The organism is Alloalcanivorax gelatiniphagus (assembly GCF_005938655.1).
GTDB lineage: Bacteria > Pseudomonadota > Gammaproteobacteria > Pseudomonadales > Alcanivoracaceae > Alloalcanivorax > Alloalcanivorax gelatiniphagus.
Genome location: NZ_VCQT01000013.1, coordinates 1 through 16,590 on the forward strand (window position 1 = coordinate 1; position 16,590 = coordinate 16,590).

Here is a 16,590-nt window from a genome sequence, read left to right on the forward strand (position 1 = left end):
CCCCAATCACCGCCTCGCCCCCCAGGCCAAACCCCCCCCCCGGGGCCACCACCCACCGGCCTGTTACCCGCCTCAACACCAGCGTCCTGGAAGGCATGAACAACCGCATCAAGGTCATCAAGCGCATGGCCTACGGCTACCGGGACAGCGACTACTTCTTCCTCAAGATCAAAGCCGCCTTTCCCGGGAATCCGCGATGAACCATAAAAAAGGGGCCGGCGCGAACGCCGGCCCCCTTGCCGATCAAGAACAGTACGGGCGGTTTATTGCTTGTACTGCGCTTCTTCGGTTTGCGCCTTCATGATGGCTTCCACGCGACGGTTCTGAGCGCGGCCGTCACGGGTGCTGTTGTCGGCGATCGGACGCTCTTCACCATAGCCTTCGGTGGTGATGCGGTTGCCGTCGATGCCGAACTGGTCAACAAGAACCCGCTTCACGGCGTCAGCGCGCTCGTTGGACAGCTTCTTGTTGTAGGCGGCGGAACCGGTGCTGTCGGTGTGACCTTCAAGCACCAGATTGGCGGACGGATACTCGTACATGCGGTTGGACAGGTCTTCCAGCTCCGGGTAGGAGGTCTGGCGAACCTCGGACTTGTCCAGACCGAATTGAACGTACAGGGTTTCCTTAACGTCCTTGGTCAGATATTCCTGACAGCCTTTCTCGTCCACCTTGGCGCGAGCCGGGGTGTCCGGGCACTGGTCCTTGCTGTTGACCACGCCGTCGCCGTCGTCGTCCAGCTCACAGCCCTGGGCGTCCACCTGGGCGCCGGCCGGGGTGCCGGGGCAGCGGTCACGGCTGTCCGGTACACCGTCACCATCGGAATCGGTGGCGGTTTCGGTCACCGGTTCCTCTTTCTTGTCGTGGTGGGTGCCCACCAGCAGGTTCAGGCCGGCATAGACTTCACCGTCCCAGCGCTCGCTGCGGAAGCTGTAGGTCGGGCGAATGCCCACGTCGAGCAGCAAGTTGTTGGCCAGGCCAGCCTGCATACCGGCTTCCAGACCACCGATGCCTTCCTTGAAGTCATCGCTGCTGCTGCTGTTGAACTCGGTGCGGGTTTCACCACCACCGATACCCAGGTAGGTCTCGACGGAAGCGTCCGGATCACCGAAGTGACGGCGCAGGCTGGCGAAGTTGTTGCGCAGGTAGACCTCGCCGTCAGGCGTCGCCATGTTGTTACGCTCGTAGGAAGCCTGAACAGACCAGTCATGGTTGAACCGGTAACCGATCTGACCGCCGGGCAGCGTCACTTTGTCTTTTGCGTAGTAGTCATCACTGATGTAGCCATCACCATCATAATGGTCGCCGATGTCGAGCCATTGCTGGCTGATGTGGCCACCCAGATAGAAGTAACGATCCGGGATATCAGCGGCTTGAGCAGCGCAGGCCATTCCCAATGAGGCGCAAGCGATGCTGGATGCGAGAAAACGTTTGGCGTCCATAACTCCTTCCTTGTTTTCTTGGTAGGCAGAAAAAACAGCTGTTGCAGTCTTGCCTTATGCAGCAGCACTGTAAATGACCGGGGGTGGGGTTAATAAGAAAATTTACAAACAAAGCGCCGAATTGATCAACAATTGTTTTTTTTGTAAAAAATAATTTGTCTTTTATGAGAAGAAAGACTGGCTCCCGGGTGCACTCAGGCGGTTTCCTGAGTGCGATGCTCGTTGCGGCTCTGATAAAGCGCGTAATCCGCCTCGTTGAGTAGAGCATTGAGTTGGCGGCCACTGTTCTCGGTGCAGGCGGCGCCGATGCGGATGGCGAAATCAATGGCTTCCTCGCCGTCCCGCAGCTCGATGGTGGCGCTCAGAGCGCGCAGCCCCTCAGCCATGTGCAGGGTGTCCTGATAGTCGGTATGGGGCAGGACCAGCAGGAATTGGGCGCCGTCCAGACGGCCGAACAGGTCACTCTCGCGGATTTTGTCCCGAATGCGTTCGGAAAACAGGCGCAGCAGACGGTCGGAAAGGCGCCGGCCGTGCCGGTCCAGCAGATCGCTGAAGTCGACGATCTCCACCAGCAGGATGGACACCACGTACTCGTGGCGCTGGCTGAGCGCCAGCTCACGCTCCAGCATGCTGAGCAGATGGGGGCGATTGAACAGGCCGGTGAGGTGGTCCTCCCGGGCCTGCTGGCGCAGTTGGCGGTTTTCCCGCGCCAGGGCCGAGAGCCGCGCCAGCACCGGGTAGCAGAACGCCGGGGCCAGCAGCAACGGGATCAACAGCGCCAGGGAAATCGCCGCCAGCCAGTCGCGCTGGCCGGTGAGCAATACCCCGATGGTGGTCAGCAGCAGCGATACCACCATGGCGATCAGCGTGCACAGGATGGACATCCGCAGGGCCCGGAAGCGGTCATGATTCACCGGCCTGGATTGGCTTTGCGGCCCTTGCGGTGCACTGGCCATGGAGAACCCCCACATCGTTCTCGAACGGTTTTATCCGCTTTGGCGGACTGTTTGCCCGGCAGTATCCGGCGTCCCCGCCGGTGGTGCAAGGTCTCAGTGGCCGGTGTCGAGCAGCGATGCCTTGAGGTCGTCGGAGTAGGGGCGTTCTCCAAACCAGATGGTGAAATAGGCTTCCGCGAAGTCCCGGCCCTGTTCCCGGGCCAGCGCTTCGCCGTTGAGGCGCAGCACCAGGGAGCCGTCGTCGTCGTAGTCCAAAGTGTAGCGATCACCGTCCCGGGTGGTGCGGTAATGCTGATTGAACGCTTCGATGCGCGGCAGCAGCGCCTGGAAGCGGGCCTCGTCCAGATTGCGCTCGATCATCTTTCTGGCCGCCTTGGCGAAGGCATCGCCGGGCACTTCCCGGTTATAGCCGAACTCCAGCCGCAGCGGCGGCGCCAGGGGATCATCGGCGGCGCAGTTCTGGCGGTACAGGGAGGCCTGGCCCACATTGAAGAACTTCAGCGCCTTGACGTCGCCGGTGGAACAGCGGGTCATGGCGTCGAAGTTGGCCGCCTGGCCGGTGGCGGCCCACGCCAGCAGCGCGATCAGGGATGCTCTCTTAACCATCGTGTCACCGTGCCGAGAATGGGGAGATGCTGATCCAGGCCCTGGCTGCTGTCCCAGAAATCCTGGTGGAAGATCACCTGGCCCTGGTCGTTGAAACGCAACTGCGAGATACCGATGGTGCGGGCCTCGCGCTCGCTGCCCATGATCGAAAAGTGGGTTTCCATGATCCAGCGTAGAAACACGTCCTCGCCGTCCCGCCAGGTCTGTTGCACGTCCAGACTCATATAGTCGAGCCGCTCGGCGGTTTTCAGCATGTGCGCTTTCAGCGTCTTGCGGTCGTAGATGGTGGACAGGGTGTCGTTGAAGTAGAGATCCGGCGCGTACACCTGGTCCAGATGGGCTTCGATGTAGTCCGCGTCGATCGGCGAATAAAGATCGATAAAGCGCTGTATCGCCGCGTCGGAGACCGAGCTGGAACCCTGCTGGTCTTGCAGGCCCTGTTCGTACAGATGGGAGTAACCGCCTTGGGCATGGTCCGCGCGGCTGGCGCAGCCGGTGAGCGCCAGCGCCAGAATGGCGGCGGTCAGTGGGGCGCGGATCACGAACGGTCGCTGTGTCATGATGATTCAATCCTCTATGAGGCTGCCACTGTCACCGCCCTCCGGTGAATCACCTGTGAATCCGGTTCACAGGCCTTTGACGGGGGCGGGCCCAAGCTCCCTGCCATGAACAGATCATTCGCCGCGCTGGCGGTTAACTTCGTGGGTTTTCAACTGCTCTGGTTCGTCGCCGTGTACGGCGGTGCCCGGGGTTGGGGCGGCTGGGCTCTGGCGGTGCTGGTGGTGATGCAGGGGCTGGTCTGGGCCATTAATCGTGGCTGGCGCCGGGACCTGCCTCTGCTCGCCGCCGGCGCCCTGGCCTGCGCGCTGTGCGAGCCCGCCTGGCTGGCGCCGGGGCTGATCCGCTATCAGGACTGGTCGCTGAACTGGCTGGCGCCGGCCTGGATCTGGGCTCTGTGGCTGGGATTCGCGGTGAGCTTCAATTACAGCCTGGCCTGGCTGCGCCGGCGTTTGCTGCTGGCGGCGTTGTTCGGCGGTGTCGGCGGGGTATTCTCGGTAACCGTGGGCATTCATCTGGGCGCCGCCAGCACGCCCCATGGCTGGTGGCCGCTGGCCATGACCTATTGCGTGGTATGGGCGCTGGTGGTGCCGATGCTGGCCTATGGCGCCCGGCGGCTGGCCGGTGGCGCGGACAAGGAGGTACACGACTATGCCTGATATTCTCTGGTTCAGCCTGGCGCTGCTGTTGATGTCGTTCAGCCTGGCCTGGGCGGTGCAGTGGCTGAATGGCAACGCTGGCTACGTGGACGTGGCCTGGAGTTTCGGCACCGGCATCACCGGCCTGGCCTACCTGATGGTGGGGGAGGGCGAGAGCTGGCCACGGCTGGTGGCCGGCGCCCTGCTGTTGGCCTGGTCGCTGCGGCTGGGCAGCCATATTCTGCGCCGGGTGGCCGGCGAGGGCGAGGAAGACGGCCGCTATGCCGCCATGCGGGAGCGCCTGGGCGGCGCCGCCCAGCCGGTGTTCCTGGTGGTGTTCTGGTTGCAGGCCGGCCTGGCCTGGGTGTTTTCCCTGCCGATGTGGGCGATCAGCCGGCAGACGGATTTTATTCCCCTGTTCGTCTATCTGGGCTTGATCGTCGGGGTGGTGGCCATCGTCGGCGAAGCCATGGCGGACCGGCAGCTGGCGCGCTTCAAGGCTCGCCCGGACAGCAAGGGCAAGACCTGCCGGGAAGGGCTGTGGCGTTATTCCCGCCATCCCAACTACTTCTTTGAATGGCTGCACTGGTTCAGCTACCCGCTGATTGCCTCGGCCACCGCGCCCCACTGGCCCTGGCTGTGGCTGCTGCCGGTGGCCATGTTCCTGTTCCTGTGGTTCGTCACCGGCATTCCCTACACCGAAAAGCAGGCGCTCAAATCCCGCGGTGACGACTACCGCGACTATCAGCGCACCACCAGCCCCTTTATTCCCTGGAGACCGCGTTCATGATCATTCGTATGGCGGAGTCCGGCCTGCTGCCGGACCGGTTGATTCGCGCCGGTATTCACCGTTTGCTGCGCAAGCGCCTGGATCAGGAGGAACGGCGCGGCGACGATCAGGCACAGTTGCTGGAGCGGCTGTCCCGGGGGCCGATCGCGGTGGCCCAGAAGGAAGCCAATGAGCAGCATTACGAGGTGGACGCGCGCTTCTATGAGAAGGTGCTGGGGGCGTGCCTGAAGTATTCCAGTGGTTACTGGGATGAGCGCGCCACCACCCTGGCCGACGCGGAAAAATCCATGCTCGCCCTGACCTGTGAGCGGGCCGGCCTGGATGACGGCCAGGACATTCTCGAACTGGGCTGTGGCTGGGGGTCGCTGAGTCTGTGGATGGCCGAGCACTATCCGGACAGCCGCATCACGGCGATCAGTAATTCCGCCACCCAGCGCGCCTGGATCACCGCCCGGGCGGCCCGCCTGGGCCTCACCAATCTGCGCGTGCTGACCGCCGATGTGACCCGGTTCCAGCCGGAACAGCGCTTCGACCGGGTGGTGTCGGTGGAGATGTTCGAGCACATGCGCAACCACACCGAACTGATGCGCCGGGTGCACGACTGGCTGCGCCCGGGGGGCAAGCTGTTCGTGCATATCTTCTGCCACCGCTCGCTCACCTATCTGTTCGAGACCGAGGGCGCCAGCAACTGGATGGGCCGCTACTTTTTCACCGGTGGCGTGATGCCGGCCTACGACTGGTTGCCGCGCTGCGCCGGTGCCCTGACCGAGGAACAGCGCTGGCCGGTGAATGGCCGCCACTATGGCCGCACCCTGGAGGCCTGGCTGGCCAACGCGGACCAGCGACGGGATGAACTGGTGGCCCTGCTGGACGAGGGTTACGGTGAAGGCGAGGGTGCGCTGTGGCTGCAGCGCTGGCGGATGTTTTTCATGGCCTGTGCGGAACTGTTCAATTATGGTGATGGCGAGGAGTGGTTCGTGGGGCATTACCTGTTTCGCCGCGATGAATGAAGCCGGCGGTGATGACGCAAGACAATGAGAAAGGCATGGCACGAAAGGGCGTTCAGCACCGTCTGACAAGAGTTTTTCTGGTCCAGATTCTGTTCATCAGCATGGCGACCGTGTTCGGGGTCTGGGCCACCGCCCAGATCATCGAGCATGTGCTGGTCAAGGAAGCGCTGATCAAGGAGGCGGAGCACTACTGGAGCCTGCACGATCAGGACCGCGACTTTCCCCGCCCCAATACCCGCCATCTGCTCGGCCTGCTGGATGACCGCGACACCCATGACCCGATTCCGCCGGCGCTGGCGGCGCTGCCGGACGGCTACCAGCGGGTGCATCTGGATGGTGAGAACCCCATCGTCTATATCGAACACCATGACGGCGCCCGTCTGTATCTGATTTTCGACGAGCAGCGGGTGTCGGTGCTGGCTTTCCTGTTCGGCATTCTGCCGCTCACCGCCGTGCTGCTGGTGATCTATCTGACGTCTTTCCTGGGCTGGCGCAGATCCCGGGCGTTGTTGTCGCCGCTGGTCAGACTCTCGGAAATCCTTCGCCACACCGATGTGGACGATCCCACCGAGGCGCGCCCGGATTTGCAGGCGGTGGAGGCGGAACCCGGCAGCGAAGCGGCGGTGCTGCTGGCCGCCCTGGAAGCTTATTCCGACCGGCTGCTGCGTTTCGTGGAACGGGAGCGGCAGTTCACCCGCGACGCCAGCCATGAATTGCGCACGCCGCTGGCGGTGTTCCGCGCCAACCTGGAACTGCTCACCCGCCAGATCGGCGACCGGCCGGTGATCGGCCGTATGAGCGACACCGTGGACGACATGGAGTCGCTGGTGGAAACCCTGCTGCTGCTGGCCCGCACCGAGCAACAGCCGGTGGTGGAAGAGGAATTGGTGGTCAATGACCTGGCGGTGAATCTGCTGGAGCGTCTGCAGCCGCTGGCGGAACGTAAACAGATCCGCATGCAGGTACGGCAGACCGCGCTGCTCACCCTGGAGGCCTCGGAAACGGTACTCAATATCGTGTTCACCAACCTGGTCCGCAACGCCATCAACTACAGCGGTTCCGGCCAGATCACCATCGTCGTGGCCGAGAACGCGGTGCATGTGGTGGATACCGGCGCCGGCATGGACGCCGACGAGCTGGCACGCTTTCTGAAGCCGTTCGAACGGGGTTCCAGCAGCGAAGGCGGGCACGGTCTGGGGCTGGCCATCGTGCAACGCCTGTGTGAGCGTTTCCAATGGTCGCTGGACGTGGCCAGCCAGCCCGGCAAGGGCACCGAAGTGAGGGTGCGCTTCAGGGATTAGTTAGTGCATGGTCCCTTAGTGCATGGCGCCATCAAGCAGCACTTCCGGCTGCATCTGCCCGCGGACCAGGGACAACGGTTCCGCGTCGCAGCGCATCAGAACCCCCTTGGCATTGAGCGCGTCGAGCAGGCGCTGACGGGTCTGTTCCGCGTGACCGTTATGGTTGTCGGTGAGCAGCACCGCGAACTGATCGTGGCCCAGATAGGCGGCCATATCCTGATGGCGAATCAAAGCGGCGATGGAATCCGCCACCAGCCCGCGCTGCTCAGGCGTCAGGGCGGCGCCGTGCAGGCGCAGCACCGCCGCGTCCAGGCCATAGTCCTGGCAGCGCTGGCGTTCCTGATCGAGGATGCGCATCCAGCCCACCTGATCGAGCAGGTCGGTATCCGGGTCGCGGCTTTGTTCCTCGAAAAAAGCGGTGATGCGCTGCTGGTCCAGGCCGGCCAGATTCCACATCAGAGCGGTTTCCAGCAGATGGCACTGGCGGCGCAGGGCTTCGCGCACCGGACTCTGGTCCAGTTGCGGTTGCGGTGCCGGGTCAAGGGCGCACAGGGTGCCGAACAACTGGCCATCCTGGTCCCGCAGCGGCATCCCCAGGTAGGCGCCAATCGGTAATTGACGGGTGATCGGCGCATCACGATACAGCGGCTCCGCGCCCACGTCCGGGCAGATCAGGGGGCCCTGATCCCGTACCCGGCGATGGCAGATGCTGTCGCGCCACAGCAACACGTCTCCGCGTTCCAGGTCGTAACCCTGGCCGCGAACATTCAATAGCAGCCAATTTTCTCCGCGTTGTCGGGTCAGAAACCACATGGCCATGCCAAACCGGGATTGCAGGTCCAGCAGTTGGGTATCGACGAATTCCGCGAAGGAGTGGCTTTTCCCCCAATCCATATTCGTTATCGTATTTTGCCCGGTAAATGGAGGCGTCATTCTGTGCCGGTGAGGGCCACTCCGCAAGTGGCCACTCAACCCTCCCTCGGTGGGCGAATGCTAAAACCAACGCCGGGCTGCGTTTCCAATAACGCGGTATCAAAAGGCTTGTCGACGGCTTTTCTCAGGTTATACAGGTGGCTGCGCAGGGCATCGGAGTCCGGCACCAGGTCGCCCCACAGTTCTTGCTCGAGTTGCTCACGGCTAACTACCTTCGGAGACTCGCGCATCAAAATTCGTAAAATCCTGAAAGCGGTGGGAGAAAGCTTGAGTAATTGGCCGTCGCGGCGCACTTCCTGACGGCCCGGGTCCAGTTCCAGATCGGCCACGGTGAGCAGATTGGCGGCCACCTCGCGGCGCTCGCGGCGTACCTGCGCCCGCACCCGCGCCACCAGCTCCGGCAACGCGAACGGTTTGACGATGTAATCGTCGCCGCCCCGGGCAAAGCCTTCCAGCTTGTCGTCCAGCTGGTCCCGGGCGGTCATGAAAATCACCGGCATATCCTTCGCCATTTCGTTGCGCAGGGCCTGACAAAATGTATAGCCGTCCTCGCCGGGCAGCATTACGTCCAGAATCAGAACGTCGTAATGATGCTCCTGCACCAGCGAACGGGCCAATGTGGTGTCACTGGCGTAATCCACCATGGCGCCTTCCTGCTCCAGGAACTCCACCACGGTTTGTGCCAGCTGACGATGGTCTTCCACCAACAAAACGGACAGATTCTGCACGATACCCTCTCCTTTGGTTCACGTTTTATTATTGGGCGGGGCGCGTCAAGGTGCTGTCAATTTTGCTCACGTGCCTGCCGTTGAAAATAATCCCTTGCCGCCCGGTTGACCCGCGGGGCCAGCCGCAGGGCGGCCAGCATGGTGGGCAGCGCCATCAAGGCGTACATGCTGTCCAGCACCTTGATCACCAGATCCAGGGAGGCCACCGAGCCGAGCACCACCAGACAGAGATAGAACCACACGTAATGGTGCTGGTGGCGGGCGCCGATCAGAAAGCCCAGGCATTTGGCGCCGTAATACCAGAAGGTGATCACCGTGCTCAGGCTAAGCACGCTGACCAGTGCCGCCACCAGCACGCCGCTGTGCGCCATGAACAGGGCGTTGAAGGCGGCCAGGGTGAGGCTCACGCCATTGTCATCGCCGGTTTGCCACACGCCGCTGATCAGGATCACCAGGGCGGTGCAGGTGCAAACGATCAGGGTGTCGATAATGGGGCCGAGCATGGCCACCATGCCCTCGCGCACCGGCTCGCCGGTGCGCGCGGCGCCGTGGGCCATGGCCTCGGTGCCGATGCCGGCTTCATTGGAGAACGCCGCCCGGCGGATGCCGGTGATGATCACCGCGCCCACCACGCCGCCGGCGGCGGCCTCGCCGGTGAAGGCATCGCGCACGATCAGCATCAGCGCCGGCCCCACCTGGTCGGCGTGGCTGAGCAGCGCCACCACGGTGAGCAGCAGATAGCCGACGATCATCGACGGCACCAGCACGGCGGTGACCTTGCCGACCCGGGGCAGCTTGCCGGCCACCACCGCCAGCACCAGCGCCGCCAGGATCAGCCCGAACACCAGATCGAAGCCCAGGTGGGCGTTCTCGGTGGTCCAGCCGGCGGGCACCGCGATGGCGGTGCGCACCACCTCGGTGAGCTGATTGATCTGGAAGATCGGCATGGTGCCGAGCAGACCGGCCAGGGCGAAGAAGTAGGCCAGCGGCCGCCAGCGCGGCCCCAGCGCCTCGCGGATGATGTACATGGGGCCGCCCTGCAGGGCGCCCTCGCTGTCGCGGCCCCGGTACATCACCGCCAGGGTGCAGGTGTAGAACTTGGTGGCGATGCCCACCAGGGCGCTTACCCACATCCAGAAAATGGCGCCGGGCCCGCCCATGGAGATGGCCACCGCCACGCCGGCCACGTTACCCATGCCCAGGGTGCCGGACAGGGCGGTGCTGAGCGCTTGGAAATGGGAAAGGGTGCCCTCGTCGTCCCGGTCCGGGCCGCTGAACAGCAGGCGCACGCCGTCGGGCAGATGGCGGTAAGGCAATAAACGGGAGTAGAGCAGGAAAAACAGGCCGCCGCCCACCAGCAGCGTCACCAGCGGCGGGCCCCACAGGAACCCGACCACCGCCCCCAGGGCGTCATTCAGTCGTTCGTAGAAATCATTCATGGCGATCCACGGTAGCAGGGTCGCCGGAGCCCGTCACCGCGCGCCGCCGCCGGGCAACGGCGGCGGACAGGAAGGGGGCTAGTCGCGCAGGGCGCCGACCCGCGCGAAACGCTGCCGGTAATGGCTGGGCGACAGACCGGTGTGGCGCTTGAACAGCCGCGAAAAGCTGCTCACGTCCTGGTAACCCACCTGCTCGGCCAGGTGGCTCAAATTGGTGGCGCCGCGCTCCAGCATCTTGCGCGCCGCCTCGATGCGCACCCGCTGCAGGTACTGCAACGGCGGCTCGCCCAGGGCGTTGGTGAAGCGCCGCTGCAGCTGGCGCGGGCTCAGGTGGACCCGTTCGGCCAGGTCCGCCAGGGTGGTGCCTTCGGCGAAATGCTCGTGCAGCCAGGCCTGCACCTGCTGCACCTGCTCGTCCCGGTGGTAGGTTTTGGCCGGCAGGCCGGCGTACACGCTTTGCGGATCGTTGCGCACGTCGATAACGAACGCCTTGGCCAGCTCCCGGGCCAGATCGGCGCCGCAGTAACGTTCCACCAGCAGAATGGTCAGGTCGCGCCAGGCGGTGCCGCCGCCGGCGCAGAAGATATTGCCGTCGCGGGTGATCAGCTCCCGCTCGTCCAGGTTGACCTGCGGGTAGCGTTCCCGGAACAGGCGGCTGTAGCCCCAGTGGGTGGTGGCGCGGCGGCCGTCCAGCAGGCCGGCCTCGGCGAGCAGGAAGGCGCCGGTGCAGTTACTGGCCATGTCGGCGCCGCCGGCGTGCAGAAAGCGCAGCCATTCCAGGCTTTCCTGTTCCTGCTGCAGCACCTGGGTGATCTCGTTGCCGATGGTCGGCACGATCACCAGGTCGCACTGGTCCACCCGCTCCAGGGCATTGTCCACGGCGATGCGCATGCCGGCGGTGCAGCGCACCGGCTGGCCGCCCCGGGACACCACCTCGACCTTGAATTGGCGGTTGATCGGTTGGCCGTGGATGCGGTTCCAGGTGACACCGGTCAGGTTAAGCAGGTCCATGACCCCGGTAAGGGCCGAGGCGAATACGCCGTCGTAGGCAAGTACACTGACTTGATACATATCGTCTTCGTTTCCGGGGCCAGGGCGGGGTTTGTCGCAAATGACCATGAATTAGTCACGGGCGACAATACCAGCCCGGGGCGCTGGCTGCCATCCTATCGGCCACTCTGAAACGCAAGAGATATCGTCATCAGGCTCGGGAGCCTGCTTCGGCAGGCATGCTATGACGGTAGTGCTTAAGCCCCGCTTCTTGGCGGGGCTTTTTTTTGGTTCATCGCGCTTTGGCGGGAAGTGTCGCTCCATCCGGGGCGCGGCTCAGGGCATGACGCCCTTCCGGGCCCCTTATGTAGGAGCGACTTTAGTCGCGATGAAAATGGCGCTGGAGCGGATCGCGGCTGAAGCCGCTCCTACAGCAATCCCCAACCTACGGAGCCGCTACCTCGACGCGGAGCTGTGTGGCTCCGTTGTTGTAGGAGCGACTTTAGTCGCGATGGCGGCGCCGCCGGGGTTGATCGCGACTAAAGTCGCTCCTACCAAGGGACCCGGGGCGTCGCGCCCTGAGCCGCTTAGAAATTACCGTAGCGGTTCAGGTCTAGGATGCCGGCCTGGATCGGCTCGTGCCGTTCCATATAGCGCTGGGGGGTGTGGAACCGCTGCCAGAAATCGGTTTCCGTGCGGCGTACCCCGAAGCGTTCCACCAGAGCGGTGAAGTCCGCCTGGCTGGTGGTGTTCTTCATCGCCGTGGCGAACGCGGGCAGGTCCGCCGCCGATACCTGGAACATGAAGTTCGGGTAGCTGAGCAACACGCCCGGGTAGATCGTCAGGGTGTCCTTTTCCGGCTGGTAGCGCAGCGACTCGCCGAACAGGAAGGCCACGTTGGAATGGGCCCGGTTGCGCAGCAGCGAGTAGACGGTGCTGTCCCGGCCATCGTCCACCAGCAGCAGGCTGGCTTCGGGCATCCAGTTGACCACCGGCAGATCCGCCGCCGGCCGTGACGCCAGCGGCGCCAGGGCGGTTTCCACCCGGCGTTCCAGGGCGCCGGCCTCCGGGCGCACGCAATCGCCGTCGGCGCAGCGGTTGATCGGGTCCGGGCGTGCGTTGATGTTGGCAAAGTGGCTGAGCAGGCCGGAGTTGAACTCGTCCATCGGCGTGGCGCTGTGGTAGTCGATGGCGGTGGGCGTTTCGCCGTCCGCGTCGGCGTAACTGATCAGCAGCTTGATCTTGCCGGTGTTCTGGTACCAGTTGTCGAGGATCGTCTTGCGGGCGGTCGGCGGCAGAAAGCGCAGGGTGTTCTGCTCGGCGCCGTTGCGGATCAGATCGAAGTAAAGCCGGGTCTGGGCCTGGTGGGAGACCGAGCCGAACACGTCGAAATTGACCACCAGGTTGTAATAGGAGCGCTCGAACAGCGGGTAATCCATCACCCAGGTGGTCAGCGGATAGTCGCCGATCAGCCCCTGGCGCACCGAGGAATTGTCGTGGTGGCGGAAGATCGTCAGCAGCGCATTGGTGTTGTCGCCGTCGCCGTTCCAGATGCTGTTCCAGTCCGGCCCGGAGGGCGCGGACCGGGCATAGGCGTCGTGGCGCTGGCGCAGGTAGTCGTTGCGCCGCTTGCTGTAGCGAATCCATTGCGGGCCCAGGTCGAGCAGCGTGCCTTCCTGGCCGGGCAAACCGAGCAGGGGCGAGGTGCTGGCCCGGTAGTCCGCATCGGTGATGTAGAGATCGTGGTCCGGGTCCTGGAACACCGCCCAGAAGCGGTCGCGGATCACGTCGGTGGCGATCTGGCCACGGCACACCGGCCCGCGAATAAAGGTGCGCACGAAATACTCGGCGTCGTCCAGCATGATCTGGTAGCGCGCCCGGGCCGGCAGGGCGGCGAAGGTGGTGAACGGGTTGGCGCGTTCGTCCTCGCTATAGCCGGGCAGGGTGTTCACCGACCAGGGCTCGGCGAAGAACAGGTGCTCCAGGTGTCGCCGTTTGTCCTCGCTGAGCGCGTAGGTGATGTGGGTCTTGTGCACGATGGCGCCCCGCACCGGCCGCAGCCGGTACCAGAACTCGCCACCGGGCGGGTCATTGGGGCGCGGCGTGGCCACCGGCACCACCGGCTTGCCCGGCGCCGTGCGCGAGCGCTCCAGGGTAAAGAAGTGATCCGGCCGCCGGCCGCTGCCATCCTCGAAATAGAGATGCGCCAGGAACAGATGCTCGAACACCCAGCGGGCCACCAGTTGCTGGCGTTTGCCGTCCCGGTTGAGCCAGTTTTCCCAGGCGCGGATCTGGCGTTGCTCGTCGGCGGAGAGGGTGACGCTGTCGTCCCCCGGTGGCGCGCCGGCGGCCAGCCAGGCGCGGATGGTGGCGAATTCCTGTTCGGTGAGCGCCGGCGTACCCAGCGGCATGCCGCCCAGGGGATGGGTCTGGGCGTAGTCGTCCATGCGCTCCGGGGTGGGGCACTGATTGGTCCGCTTCAGCCCCAGCTGGATGTCGTCGGGCAATGGCTCGCCGGGGGTGAACTCATGGGCGCGGCCCAGGGCCAGCATGCGGTACAGCACCGATTCCTCCAGGCCCTCGGTGCTGTCGATCACCGAGAAGAAGCCGCGATCCCGCCACTGGGCGGTGGTGCTGGCGTCGATGAACAGGCGGGTGGGGTCGGCGGCCCGGGTGCGTTGCTTGTAGACCGGCTCGGTGGAGGCACCCCGGTCCAGGCCGGCGGCGGTTTCCAGCTTCAGCTGGCAGGGCGAGTCGTAGCAGCCGTGGCAGGCGATGCATTTGTCTTCCAGAATCGGGCGCACGTCGCTCTGGAAGCTGACCGGCGAAGCCGGCGGTGGCACCGCCGCCTTGGCGGCGTCGTCACAGGCGCCGAGCAATGGCAGGAAAAGCGTGATCAGCGCCGGCAAACGGGCCCCGAAAAGGGGAAAACGGCGAACGGCGGCCATGGGTCCCTCCAATATATTTGCGCCAAGTTTAGCGAAGCCGGCGGCCCGGGAAAACGCTAGAACATGGCCAGCATGGCCGCCGCCCAGGCGATCATCAGAGCGAACACCGAGGCGCCGGTGAGCAGATGCCGCAACCGCCGGTACCAGTCCGGCAGCGCATCGAAGAACATCATCTGTTCGGTGCCCCACACCAGCACCAGGCCGGCGATCAGCATCGGCAGGGAGAACTCCACCGGCAGCAACAGGGCCAGCCAGCCCAGCAGCGCCGGCATCACGCCGAACGCCAGGGTGCCGATGTGGTTGCGGCCGTCCAGCCGGGCCAGCGCCCGGCCCCAGTGCACGGCGCCGAGAAACGCCAGGACCACCGCCGCGTACCCTTCCACGGCGGCCAGCGCCACGGCACACAGATCGTCCCGCCAGGCCAGCAGCGCCAACACATAGAACGGAATCAGGCCGGCCACGCCCAGAACCCGGGCGGCCAGCACGTTGCGTGTGAGAAAACGGTCGGACACCGACTCACTCCCTGGTTCAACACCGCAGTGATAAGCGACGTATTGTCGCCAACGGGAGGTGAAGGCCGTGCAAAGAATGGCGCTTAGGCGTGCTCAGGGCGGCGTCATCGGGAATGGCGTGAGCGTCTTGGGTAGATACAGGGGATGGGCCGGTTCGCCGGACCCGTTGAGCCGCAGGCAATGCAGATCCGGCAGGGTACGGCGTACCCGGGCGGCGCGGTCGCCATGGGTGCCGTGGTTGCCCCAGCCGGCCACCACCAGGGCGGCATCACCGGCCAGCCGCCGCAGCCACCAATCATTGCGTGGGCCCACCGGGTCCTCGGCGGCGAACAGGTCGCGGGGGTAGGTGGCCCGGAAGGCGAACAGGTTGGCCACGCACAGACCGGAATAGCCCCAGTCCCGGGCGAAGCCCATGCAGCGGCGGATGGTCGGATCGTCCTGGCGATGGTCGGCGGTGGACGGATTGAGGCCCACCAGCAGCACATAGTCCTGGCCCTCGCCCCAGTGACGCCACAGGGCATACCGGTAGCGCCGGCAACGGGAAAAATTGGCGCCGCGTCGCAGGGTGGCGGTGATCGGATGGGTCGGTTTGCTGTCAGGCCGGGTCATGGCGGGCCAGTGTACGGATTTGCCACAATCGCGCCAGTCCCACTATCGCACCAGTCCCCTGACGGAAGTCGCCATGGAATTTATTGATGTACTGAACGCCCGCCACAGTGTGCGTGCCTTCACCGGCCAGGCGGTGCCCGAGGCCGTGCTGCGACGGTTGCTGGAGCGGGCGGCGGGCTCGCCCAGTTGGTCCAATACCCAGCCGTATCAGGTGGCGGTGGCCACCGGCCCGGTGCTGGAGGATTTGCGCCAGCAGCTTAGTAGCCGGTTCGAGCGTCTGGCGCCGCTGCAGAACGCCCCGGCCTGGAAAAAGGCGCTGGCGGTGCTGCGCCGGGACCGGGGCCTGCCGGACGGCGACTTTCGACCGGTGCAGCGTTACCCGGACGACCTGCAGCCCCGCCGCGTGGCCACCGGGCGCGGGCTGTATGAGTTGCTGGGCATCGGCCGCAAGGATCACCAGGCCCGCCACCGGCAGATGGCCGCCAACTTCCGTTTTTTCGACGCTCCGGCGGCCCTGTTTCTGTTCACCCATCGCGGGTTGGGTGTTTACAGCGTATTGGACGCGGGCATCTATCTGCAGACGCTGATGCTGGCGGCGGTGGACGAAGGGCTGGGCAGTTGCGCCCAGGGCGCGCTGGGCCTGTGGCGCTCGCCCCTGGAGCGGCACTTCGAGATTCCGTCGCACTATCAGTTGCTGTGCGGGCTGTCCCTGGGTTACCCGGACCTTGGCGCGCCGATCAACCGTTTCCGGCCAGAGAAACTGCCGGCGGCGTCGTTGACCCTGGCCCGCCGGGGTGGCCCCGGCGGGGATTGAGTCCGCTCAGCGGATATCGATGGTGCGGGTGCTGCGCGGGTGGTTTTCGTGGCGTGGTACGTCCAGGGTCAGCAGCCCGTTGTCGAAGGCGGCGCTGAGAGCGTCGCCGTCGGCGTCCGCGGGCAGCGTCAGTAACCGCTGAAAACGACCGAAGCGGCGTTCGCTGTAGTGATAGCCGTCCTCGTCGTTGAGGCGGGGGTTTTTCCTTCGGCCGGGGTGTACCAGGGGATAGCCGGGCGGCGCCCCCCACAGATCGGCGGGGGTGCGGCGCGGCCCCCCCAAGGGCGGTCTCTTTTATCCATCTGACGCTCCGGGCCGC

The 16,590-nt window shown here is 64.8% G+C and carries 18 protein-coding genes; 6 read left to right on the forward strand and 12 right to left on the reverse strand.

Annotated elements, in window-relative coordinates:
• Window positions 1-200 (forward strand): transposase (locus FGS76_RS19595; RefSeq protein ID WP_420837408.1); only part of this gene is annotated, 200 nt, incomplete at its 5' end.
• Window positions 201-263: 63 nt separating this feature from the next.
• On the opposite strand, the gene FGS76_RS02840 is transcribed toward FGS76_RS19595, so the two are convergent.
• The 4 genes from FGS76_RS02840 to FGS76_RS02855 all read right to left on the reverse strand — a co-directional run bounded on the left by FGS76_RS02840 (window position 264) and on the right by FGS76_RS02855 (window position 3,561).
• Complete coding sequence (locus tag FGS76_RS02840) at window positions 264-1,439, reverse strand: OmpA family protein (RefSeq protein WP_138771118.1); 1,176 nt, start codon at window positions 1,437-1,439, stop codon at window positions 264-266.
• Window positions 1,440-1,633: 194 nt separating this feature from the next.
• On the reverse strand, window positions 1,634-2,395 hold the full coding sequence (locus tag FGS76_RS02845; protein ID WP_138771119.1) for a GGDEF domain-containing protein: 762 nt from the start codon (window positions 2,393-2,395) through the stop codon (window positions 1,634-1,636).
• Between the two features lie 93 nt (window positions 2,396-2,488).
• Window positions 2,489-3,001 (reverse strand): chalcone isomerase family protein, encoded by a 513-nt coding sequence (locus tag FGS76_RS02850; RefSeq protein WP_138771120.1) that lies wholly within the window; start codon window positions 2,999-3,001, stop codon window positions 2,489-2,491.
• Window positions 2,980-3,561 (reverse strand): nuclear transport factor 2 family protein, encoded by a 582-nt coding sequence (locus tag FGS76_RS02855; protein WP_138771121.1) that lies wholly within the window; start codon window positions 3,559-3,561, stop codon window positions 2,980-2,982. Before FGS76_RS02855 ends, FGS76_RS02850 begins: the two co-directional genes overlap by 22 nt.
• Window positions 3,562-3,666: 105 nt before the next feature.
• Here FGS76_RS02855 and FGS76_RS02860 point away from each other — a divergent pair, with 105 nt between their 5' ends.
• Genes FGS76_RS02860 through FGS76_RS02875 form a run of 4 tightly spaced genes read left to right on the forward strand, consistent with a single transcriptional unit; the run spans window position 3,667 to window position 7,298 of the window.
• Window positions 3,667-4,218, forward strand: coding sequence for a DUF2878 domain-containing protein (locus tag FGS76_RS02860; protein ID WP_138771122.1), 552 nt, complete (start codon window positions 3,667-3,669; stop codon window positions 4,216-4,218).
• Window positions 4,211-4,987, forward strand: a complete 777-nt coding sequence (locus FGS76_RS02865) for a DUF1295 domain-containing protein (RefSeq protein ID WP_138771123.1) — start codon at window positions 4,211-4,213, stop codon at window positions 4,985-4,987. The genes FGS76_RS02860 and FGS76_RS02865 overlap by 8 nt, the downstream gene beginning before the upstream one ends.
• Window positions 4,984-5,997 carry an SAM-dependent methyltransferase gene (locus tag FGS76_RS02870; protein WP_138771124.1) on the forward strand — a complete coding sequence of 338 codons (1,014 nt, stop codon included), beginning with the start codon at window positions 4,984-4,986 and terminating at the stop codon, window positions 5,995-5,997. The genes FGS76_RS02865 and FGS76_RS02870 overlap by 4 nt, the downstream gene beginning before the upstream one ends.
• Before the next feature lie 35 nt (window positions 5,998-6,032).
• On the forward strand, window positions 6,033-7,298 hold the full coding sequence (locus FGS76_RS02875) for a sensor histidine kinase (protein WP_138771125.1): 1,266 nt from the start codon (window positions 6,033-6,035) through the stop codon (window positions 7,296-7,298).
• Between the two features lie 15 nt (window positions 7,299-7,313).
• On the opposite strand, the gene FGS76_RS02880 is transcribed toward FGS76_RS02875, so the two are convergent.
• The 7 genes from FGS76_RS02880 to FGS76_RS02910 all read right to left on the reverse strand — a co-directional run bounded on the left by FGS76_RS02880 (window position 7,314) and on the right by FGS76_RS02910 (window position 15,457).
• Window positions 7,314-8,192, reverse strand: coding sequence for a GAF domain-containing protein (locus FGS76_RS02880; protein WP_170214385.1), 879 nt, complete (start codon window positions 8,190-8,192; stop codon window positions 7,314-7,316).
• A 74-nt stretch (window positions 8,193-8,266) separates the two neighbouring features.
• On the reverse strand, window positions 8,267-8,959 hold the full coding sequence (locus FGS76_RS02885) for a response regulator transcription factor (protein WP_138771127.1): 693 nt from the start codon (window positions 8,957-8,959) through the stop codon (window positions 8,267-8,269).
• Between the two features lie 56 nt (window positions 8,960-9,015).
• The gene (locus FGS76_RS02890) at window positions 9,016-10,398 is read right to left on the reverse strand and encodes an alanine/glycine:cation symporter family protein (RefSeq protein ID WP_138771128.1); all 1,383 of its coding nucleotides are present in this window, start codon (window positions 10,396-10,398) and stop codon (window positions 9,016-9,018) included.
• Window positions 10,399-10,476: 78 nt separating this feature from the next.
• A complete protein-coding gene (locus FGS76_RS02895; protein WP_138771129.1) occupies window positions 10,477-11,469 on the reverse strand; it encodes a GlxA family transcriptional regulator in 993 nt (330 codons plus the stop codon).
• 506 nt (window positions 11,470-11,975) lie between these two features.
• Window positions 11,976-14,336: a fatty acid cis/trans isomerase gene (locus tag FGS76_RS02900; RefSeq protein WP_138771130.1), complete on the reverse strand. Its 2,361-nt coding sequence runs from the start codon at window positions 14,334-14,336 to the stop codon at window positions 11,976-11,978.
• Window positions 14,337-14,392: 56 nt separating this feature from the next.
• Window positions 14,393-14,848, reverse strand: a complete 456-nt coding sequence (locus FGS76_RS02905; RefSeq protein WP_138771131.1) for a DUF3429 domain-containing protein — start codon at window positions 14,846-14,848, stop codon at window positions 14,393-14,395.
• A 93-nt stretch (window positions 14,849-14,941) separates the two neighbouring features.
• Entirely contained in the window at window positions 14,942-15,457 is a 516-nt protein-coding gene (locus tag FGS76_RS02910) for a DUF1643 domain-containing protein (protein WP_138771132.1), read from the reverse strand.
• Window positions 15,458-15,530: 73 nt separating this feature from the next.
• Here FGS76_RS02910 and FGS76_RS02915 point away from each other — a divergent pair, with 73 nt between their 5' ends.
• Window positions 15,531-16,271 (forward strand): nitroreductase, encoded by a 741-nt coding sequence (locus FGS76_RS02915; protein WP_138771133.1) that lies wholly within the window; start codon window positions 15,531-15,533, stop codon window positions 16,269-16,271.
• A gap of 6 nt (window positions 16,272-16,277) precedes the next feature.
• On the opposite strand, the gene FGS76_RS02920 is transcribed toward FGS76_RS02915, so the two are convergent.
• A complete protein-coding gene (locus tag FGS76_RS02920; RefSeq protein WP_138771134.1) occupies window positions 16,278-16,553 on the reverse strand; it encodes an Hsp20/alpha crystallin family protein in 276 nt (91 codons plus the stop codon).
• Between the last annotated feature and the right edge of the window lie 37 nt (window positions 16,554-16,590).

Bases quoted from the DNA above. Each gene is read 5' to 3' on its own strand.
- FGS76_RS02870 (WP_138771124.1), top strand. From the start codon at position 4,984: ATGATCATTCGTATGGCGGAGTCCGGCCTGCTGCCGGACCGGTTGATT.
- FGS76_RS02860 (WP_138771122.1), top strand. From the start codon at position 3,667: ATGAACAGATCATTCGCCGCGCTGGCGGTTAACTTCGTGGGTTTTCAA.
- FGS76_RS02895 (WP_138771129.1), bottom strand. From the start codon at position 11,469: ATGTATCAAGTCAGTGTACTTGCCTACGACGGCGTATTCGCCTCGGCC.
- FGS76_RS02845 (WP_138771119.1), bottom strand. From the start codon at position 2,395: ATGGCCAGTGCACCGCAAGGGCCGCAAAGCCAATCCAGGCCGGTGAAT.
- FGS76_RS02900 (WP_138771130.1), bottom strand. From the start codon at position 14,336: ATGGCCGCCGTTCGCCGTTTTCCCCTTTTCGGGGCCCGTTTGCCGGCG.
- FGS76_RS02880 (WP_170214385.1), bottom strand. From the start codon at position 8,192: ATGGATTGGGGGAAAAGCCACTCCTTCGCGGAATTCGTCGATACCCAA.
- FGS76_RS02915 (WP_138771133.1), top strand. From the start codon at position 15,531: ATGGAATTTATTGATGTACTGAACGCCCGCCACAGTGTGCGTGCCTTC.
- FGS76_RS02875 (WP_138771125.1), top strand. From the start codon at position 6,033: ATGGCACGAAAGGGCGTTCAGCACCGTCTGACAAGAGTTTTTCTGGTC.
- FGS76_RS02890 (WP_138771128.1), bottom strand. From the start codon at position 10,398: ATGAATGATTTCTACGAACGACTGAATGACGCCCTGGGGGCGGTGGTC.
- FGS76_RS02840 (WP_138771118.1), bottom strand. From the start codon at position 1,439: ATGGACGCCAAACGTTTTCTCGCATCCAGCATCGCTTGCGCCTCATTG.
- FGS76_RS02910 (WP_138771132.1), bottom strand. From the start codon at position 15,457: ATGACCCGGCCTGACAGCAAACCGACCCATCCGATCACCGCCACCCTG.
- FGS76_RS02865 (WP_138771123.1), top strand. From the start codon at position 4,211: ATGCCTGATATTCTCTGGTTCAGCCTGGCGCTGCTGTTGATGTCGTTC.
- FGS76_RS02850 (WP_138771120.1), bottom strand. From the start codon at position 3,001: ATGGTTAAGAGAGCATCCCTGATCGCGCTGCTGGCGTGGGCCGCCACC.
- FGS76_RS02855 (WP_138771121.1), bottom strand. From the start codon at position 3,561: ATGACACAGCGACCGTTCGTGATCCGCGCCCCACTGACCGCCGCCATT.